This is a genomic window from Bacillus sp. CPT56D-587-MTF, assembly GCF_058792335.1.
In genome coordinates this window covers 360,538-367,500 of the sequence record NZ_JBYTEF010000001.1, presented here as the reverse complement: position 1 = coordinate 367,500, position 6,963 = coordinate 360,538, and the positions used below count along the sequence as shown (strand labels likewise).

General features: G+C 35.3%; 5 protein-coding genes. 1 reads left to right on the top strand and 4 read right to left on the bottom strand.

Annotation, left to right across the window (positions count from 1 at the left end; all coding sequences use genetic code 11):
- The first annotated feature begins 119 nt into the window (after positions 1-119).
- On the top strand, positions 120-3,164 hold the full coding sequence (locus tag AC3WVZ_RS01825; RefSeq protein ID WP_233935941.1) for an efflux RND transporter permease subunit: 3,045 nt from the start codon (positions 120-122) through the stop codon (positions 3,162-3,164).
- Positions 3,165-3,208: 44 nt separating this feature from the next.
- Here the strand turns inward: AC3WVZ_RS01825 and AC3WVZ_RS01820 are convergent, their stop codons facing one another.
- The 4 genes from AC3WVZ_RS01820 to AC3WVZ_RS01805 form a co-directional block, all read right to left on the bottom strand.
- Positions 3,209-3,733, bottom strand: a complete 525-nt coding sequence (locus AC3WVZ_RS01820) for a P-loop nucleotide/nucleoside kinase family protein (RefSeq protein WP_000465755.1) — start codon at positions 3,731-3,733, stop codon at positions 3,209-3,211.
- 135 nt (positions 3,734-3,868) lie between these two features.
- The gene (gene pstA / locus AC3WVZ_RS01815) at positions 3,869-4,789 is read right to left on the bottom strand and encodes a phosphate ABC transporter permease PstA (RefSeq protein WP_000994141.1); all 921 of its coding nucleotides are present in this window, start codon (positions 4,787-4,789) and stop codon (positions 3,869-3,871) included.
- Between the two features lie 2 nt (positions 4,790-4,791).
- The gene (gene pstC, locus AC3WVZ_RS01810; protein WP_000676676.1) at positions 4,792-5,682 is read right to left on the bottom strand and encodes a phosphate ABC transporter permease subunit PstC; all 891 of its coding nucleotides are present in this window, start codon (positions 5,680-5,682) and stop codon (positions 4,792-4,794) included.
- 71 nt (positions 5,683-5,753) lie between these two features.
- Complete coding sequence (locus AC3WVZ_RS01805) at positions 5,754-6,656, bottom strand: phosphate ABC transporter substrate-binding protein PstS family protein (RefSeq protein ID WP_000245108.1); 903 nt, start codon at positions 6,654-6,656, stop codon at positions 5,754-5,756.
- Positions 6,657-6,963: the final 307 nt, after the last annotated feature.

Sequence of the window (6,963 nt, the reverse complement as noted above, 5' to 3'; positions counted from 1 at the left end):
CAAACTTAAGGATATTGTTAGAATTTTTTTACATTTAATTAATGAAAAATATCCATTTTTTGTTATATAGTAAGAAAGGACGCACTCAACTATAAATAAACCAATGGAGGAATTATTTTATGGATAGGTTAACAAAGTTTTCATTAAAAAACCGAGCTGCCATTATCATCATGATTTTTCTCATTTCCATACTCGGTGTTTATTCCGGCTCTAAATTACCTATGGAATTTTTACCGAGTATCGACAATCCAGCAATTACCGTCACAACCTTATCTCAAGGACTCGACGCTGAAACGATGACAAAGGATGTAACTAATCCTCTCGAAAAACAATTTCGCAATTTAGAACACGTCGACACCATTACTTCTTCTACATACGAGGGATTATCACGTATCGACATTGCGTATACATCAAAAGCAAACATGAAAGATGCAGCACGCGAAGTCGAAAAAGCCGTCAATACAATTAAATTACCTAAAGATGTAACCAAGCCCGTAGTTAGTCAATTAAACACTTCTATGATTCCACTCGCTCAAATTACTATCCAGAAACAAAACGGTTTTTCAAAAGCAGATGAAAAACAAATTGAAAAAGAAATCGTACCACAACTCGAAAACATTGATGGTGTTGCCAACGTTATGTTTTTCGGAAAATCCACCTCTGAATTATCTATCGTACTTGATCCGAACCAATTAAAAAACAAAAACGTAACATCACAGCAGGTACTAACTGTTTTACAAGGAAAAGAAACTTCTACTCCAGCTGGGGCAATTACTGTTAATCAGGAAGAATACAACCTCCGCGTCATTGGGGACATAAAAAATGTAAATGACATTAAAAACATCACTGTGGCACCCCAAGTGAAATTGCAAGACATTGCTCAAATTGAAATCAAACAACACTACGATACAATCTCACATATAAACGGAGAAGAAGGCACAGGATTAATCATCATGAAAGAACCGAGTAAAAATGCAGTTGCCATTGGAAAAGAGATTGATAAAAAAGTTAAAGAGATAGATAAGGAATATAAAGATCAATTTTCCATTAAACTTTTGGCTTCAACCCATGAACAAGTTGAAAATGCTGTTACTAGCATGGGAAAAGAAGTAATACTTGGAGCAATCGCTGCAACTCTAATTATCTTAATCTTTTTACGTAACTTCCGAATAACACTCATCGCTGTTGTCAGTATTCCATTATCCATTTTATTAACACTCTTTTTACTACATCAATCTAACATTACGCTTAACATTTTAACCCTCGGTGGTTTAGCTGTTGCGGTTGGACGTCTCGTCGATGATAGTATCGTTGTCATCGAGAATATTTTCCGCCGTTTACAAAAAGATTCTTTCTCTAAAGATATCATTCTCGATGCAACGAAAGAAGTCGCAGTCGCAATTACTTCTTCTACTTTAACAACGGTCGCTGTTTTTTTACCTATCGGCCTCGTATCAGGAGCAATCGGAAAATTAATGTTACCTATGGTATTAGCAGTTGTATATTCTATATTATCATCCTTAATCGTTGCACTAACAGTTGTTCCACTTATGGCTTTTTTACTACTCAAAAAAACAAAGCATCGAAAGCCAAGTTCTTCATCACGATATGTCGCTACATTAAAGTGGGCTCTTTCTCATAAATTCATTATTCTACTTACTGCATTTTTATTATTTGTAGGATCAATTGCAGCTTATATATTACTACCGAAAGCAAACATAAAATCTGAAGACGACACAATGTTATCTATTAACATGACATTTCCAGCCCATTATAATGCTGAATCTCAAAAACAAAAAGCATTTGATTTTGAAAAGAAATTACTTTCTAATTCAGATATAACAGACGTTATTTTACGAATGGGATCTAGCGCAGAAGATGCACAATGGGGGCAAACAACTAAAAATAACCTCGCTAGTATATTCGTAGTCTTTAAAAAAGGTTCTGATATTGATCAATATATTAAAGAGTTAAAAAAGGAACATAAAACTTTTGAGCCTGCTGAACTTGATTATATAAAAACAAGTTATTCAAGCTCTGGCGGCGGCAATAACTTACAATTTAACGTAACAGCTACTAACGAAGCGGATTTAAAAGAAGCGGCTACTATCGTTGAAACAAAACTAAAAAGCATGGATGATCTTTCTAAAGTAAAAACAAATTTAGAAGACTCTAAGAAAGAATGGCAAATTCATATTGATCAAACAAAGGCTGAACAACTAGGTTTAACACCAGAAATAGCTGCGCAACAAGTAGCATTCCTTATGAAGAAATCACCTATTGGCGAAATTACAATTAATAATGAAAAAGCTACTATTATGATAGAACACAAAAAAGAAAACATTAATAAACAAGAAGATATTTTAAATACAAACATACTATCACCTATTAATGGACCAATACCTTTAAAAGACATTGCAACTATTTCAGAAAAACAAACACAAACAGAAATTTTCCATAAAGACGGAAAAGAAACAATCCAAATTACAGCCGAAGCTTCAAATGAAGATTTGAGTAAAGTAAACACAGCAGTAAATAAAGCGATGACTGACTTAGATTTACCTGGTGGTGCAAAAGTAAATATCGCAGGAGCTACTGAATCTATGCAAGAGAATTTTACAGATTTATTCAAAATTATGGGGATTGCAATCGGGATTGTATATTTAATTATGGTTATCACCTTCGGGCAAGCACGTGCTCCTTTTGCAATCCTATTCTCCTTACCATTAGCTGCTGTCGGTGGTATTTTAGGATTAATCATTTCACGAACACCTGTTGATGTAAATTCCTTGATCGGCGCATTAATGTTAATCGGGATTGTTGTTACAAACGCTATTGTATTAATAGAAAGAGTCCAACAAAATCGGGAACATGGAATGGAAACTAGAGAAGCCTTACTTGAAGCAGGTTCTACTAGACTACGCCCAATTATTATGACAGCTATTACAACAATCGTTGCTATGCTCCCACTCCTATTTGGCCAATCCCAAGCAGGAAGTATGGTATCAAAAAGTTTAGCCGTCGTTGTCATCGGCGGTTTGGCAGTCTCAACTGCTCTTACATTAGTAGTCGTTCCAGTTATGTATGAACTACTAGATAAAATCGGGAGAAAAAGACGCTCTCGTAGGAAAATAAGCACTTCTACAGAAACACCTGATATTTAAAAACAAAAGGCGTTATCTTCACAAATGAAGATAACGCCTTTTCTCTATTTAGTCATATAATCCATCATTTTTTCCACATATTGCTCTATAGGTTTACTAGAATCCACAATAAGGTATTCATTATTTGAAGGTCTTTTACTACCATTTAACCACTTTTTAAAACCTACTTCCGATTCCACCTTTTCAATTTGACTGATCATACGCTTACGTGTTTGCAGTCTCCTATTAATCTCTTCCATATCATTAAGATAACACTCAATATATTTATATTTCACACCATGTTTATTTGATAGTTCAATCCCTTTTTCAACCATTCCCTCATATAAACACGGACTATCCAATATAACACTATGCCCTTGTTCTAAATAAGAATCAATCAATACCCATTCGGCATCATACGCAAGCCCACCAACAATCGTTGATTCAATTCCTTTTACTTTTAATGATTTTAACAACGCGGATTTCAAAACATCATGATCTATAATTACAGCACCTGTTAATTTCGCTATATACTTAGAAACTGTCGATTTTCCTGACCCAGGAAAACCTGACATTTGCAGAAAAAACAAATTAAAGCTCCTCTCTAAATTACATCTGTTCTTCTTTATAATTAATCACAAATTCAACAATCATTACATCCATTCCTTCTATATTAAAATACAAAAGAACCCCCTACCTATAAATAGAGAGTTCTTCTTTATAATTTATGCCGCTTTTACCTTTTTCGTTGTTTTACTTTTTCTTTTCGTTCCTGTAAAGCGCTTGTGTAATATAGATGCTATCAAGCGTGAAATAACATTGAATAGTAATACCATAATAATTAATACAGCTGCAGATTTTGTCGCAATCAACTTCGCATCTGGAATAACTCCTTCAGAATTTAATTTCCAAATGTGAACCGCTAATGTTTCAGCTGGTCTAAACGGATTTAAAGGATGCGCAGGACTTGAGAAATCCGCTGCTGAATTTAAAATCGGGGATGTTAAACCCGCTGTGTAAATTAATGCTGCCGCTTCCCCAAATATACGACCCGCCGCTAAAATAATCCCTGTAATAATTTGTGGTAATGACGATGGGATAATAATACGAGCGATTGTTTGCCACTTCGTTGCACCTAATCCAAGACTTGCCTCTTTTACATTCTGAGGAACTTCTGAAATCGCATTTTCACAAACACGCGTTAAACCTGGTAAATTTAAAATAGTTAAAGCAAGAGCACCACCCATTACTGTGTATCCCCAACCTGTCATTGTAACGAACACTAACAAACCAAATAAACCAACAACAATAGAAGGTAAAGACGCCATCGTCTCTATACATAGACGAACAAAATTTAAAAAACGTCCTTGTTTTGCGTACTCCGCTAAATATATTCCAGCACCTAATCCAAGAGGAATAGATATAATAAGCGTTATAACAAGCATGTAGAAGGAATTGAATAACTGCGGACCAATCCCACCACCAGCTCTTGTATTGCTTGGTTCTCCAAACAAGAAATTAGGATCCCAAAATCCCCATCCCTTTTGTAAAATCTCAAATACTAAGAACACTAGCAAAGCTACAACTAAAGCCGCAACCGCATAAAAGATACCCGTCCAAACTTTATTTACCGTTCTTGCATTCATTATTATCGCTCACCTCTTTGCCCAATCGCTCGAATTACTAAAATAAACAGGAATGAAATAACAAGTAAAATCATCGCTAAAGTCCATAGCGCATTGTTCCAAGCAGTTCCGTTCAATGTATTCGTCATGTCCATTGTTAAAATACCAGTTAACGTCGCTGTCGGACTATATATTCCTTCTGGTAATTTAATCGTATTCCCGATTACCATTTGAACCGCTAACGCTTCACCGAAAGCACGCGCTAAGCCTAAAACAACACCTGTTAAAATCCCTTTTTTCGCAGCAGGAACAATCACTCGGCTAATTGCTTGCCATTTCGTTGATCCTAGACCATAAGAAGCTTCTAAATAATCAAATGGAACAGAACGTATTGCATCAGAAGCGATACTAGCAATAGTAGGTAAAATCATAATACTTAATACAACAATACCTGCAATTAAACTAAAGCCTACTCCCCCAAACGAATCACGTAATAGTGGTACTAAAATCGTAACACCTAATAATCCGTATACAACCGAAGGAATACCAACTAACAATTCTAGAACAGGCTTCAATACTTTATTTCCAAACTTTGGCGAAATTAAATTCATGAATATAGCAAGAGCTATAGCAATTGGTGCACTAATAATAACCGCACCTAACGAAACCACCGTTGAACCTACAATGAAAATTAAAGCCCCGAAGGATCCTTGATCAGCATTTGGATTCCATTTTGTCGATGTTAACATCTCAGTAAATGAGATACCACTTTGTGTAAAAGATTGAATACCTTTACCACAAATAAACGCAATAATAGCTAATGTAATTAAAACAATAAAAATACCACAAAACGTAACAAGTGATCTTCCTATATATTCACTTTTCACGTAATTAATTTGCTTTTTCCCCTTCATCACAGGACAGACCCCACTTCACAGATTGAAATGAACAGGACTGGCCTTGCAGCCAGCCCCATAAAATTTTATTACTTATTTAATTTAGACATTGGAATGTAGCCCATATCTTCTACTTGCTTTTCAAAATCTTTACCTTTTACATAATCGATATAAGCTTTCGTCGCTTCCTTCGCTTCACCTTTTGTTACCATATATTCGTAAGACCAGAATGGATATTTACCAGACGCGATGTTTTCAACTTTCGGTTCAGCACCATCAATTTTCACTGTTTGTAGTGCGCCTTTTTTCTCGCCCACCATGTAAGACATTGCTAAATAACTCACCGAACCAGGAGTAGAGTTAATCGCTTGCTCTACTGCACCGTTAGAATCTTGTGTTGTACCAGTTCCATCATTAATTTTCGCGTCTTTCATAATCGTTTTTTCAAATGTAGCACGTGTACCAGATGAAGCCGGACGATTAATTACATTGATTTTTTCATCTTTTCCGCCTACTTCTTTCCAGTTTGTTACTTTTCCAGTGAAGATATCTTGTACTTGTTGCATTGTTAAGTTATCAACTTTTACATCTTTATTTACGACAAGAGCGAATGCAATACCCGCTACCTTGTTATCTACTAATTCTTTCGCCTTTTCAGCATCTTTTATTTTATCTCCGGACGGAACATCTGAATTACCAATTTGTACTGCACCAGATGCTACTTGGTTAATCCCAGTTCCACTACCGCCACCTTGAACTTGAATAGAAACTTTTGAATTTTTCTCCATGAATTTCTTTCCAGCTTCCTCCGCAAGAGGTAGAAGAGCTGTAGAACCAGCCGCTGCAATCGTACCTGATAATTCTTGTTTTGTATTATCGCTTCCTTTAGCAGTGTCTTTACTAGTTGTATCTTCTGCTTTCCCACAACCAACTAATGCTCCTGCTACCACTAAAGCTGCTAAAGAAAATTTAATACCTTTTTTCATAACCATGTCTTGTACCCCCATTTGGATTATCACTTTTCGAATTCATTTTCTTTCGAACACAAATTCATTGTAGGACAACAATATTATGTGAGTGTTAAGCAATTTTTAATTTTAAGTAAATGACGATAATAATCCTTAAAAGCTAGAAATCCCAACATTTATAGTTAAATAACCAAACAAAAACCACACTAACTACACTGCAATGTAAATATATTCTTAACAATGTAAATTCAATGTAAATGTGTAACTACTCAGCTTCTTCAAATAAAAAAACAGGCCAAATACATGTTTCCGATTCGAAAACATGAAAAGA

What these genes read in the sequence shown, in the direction of transcription:
- AC3WVZ_RS01825 (WP_233935941.1), top strand. Translation starts at nt 120, where the DNA reads ATGGATAGGTTAACAAAGTTTTCATTAAAAAACCGAGCTGCCATTATC.
- pstA (WP_000994141.1), bottom strand. Translation starts at nt 4,789, where the DNA reads ATGAATGCAAGAACGGTAAATAAAGTTTGGACGGGTATCTTTTATGCG.
- pstC (WP_000676676.1), bottom strand. Translation starts at nt 5,682, where the DNA reads ATGAAGGGGAAAAAGCAAATTAATTACGTGAAAAGTGAATATATAGGA.
- AC3WVZ_RS01805 (WP_000245108.1), bottom strand. Translation starts at nt 6,656, where the DNA reads ATGGTTATGAAAAAAGGTATTAAATTTTCTTTAGCAGCTTTAGTGGTA.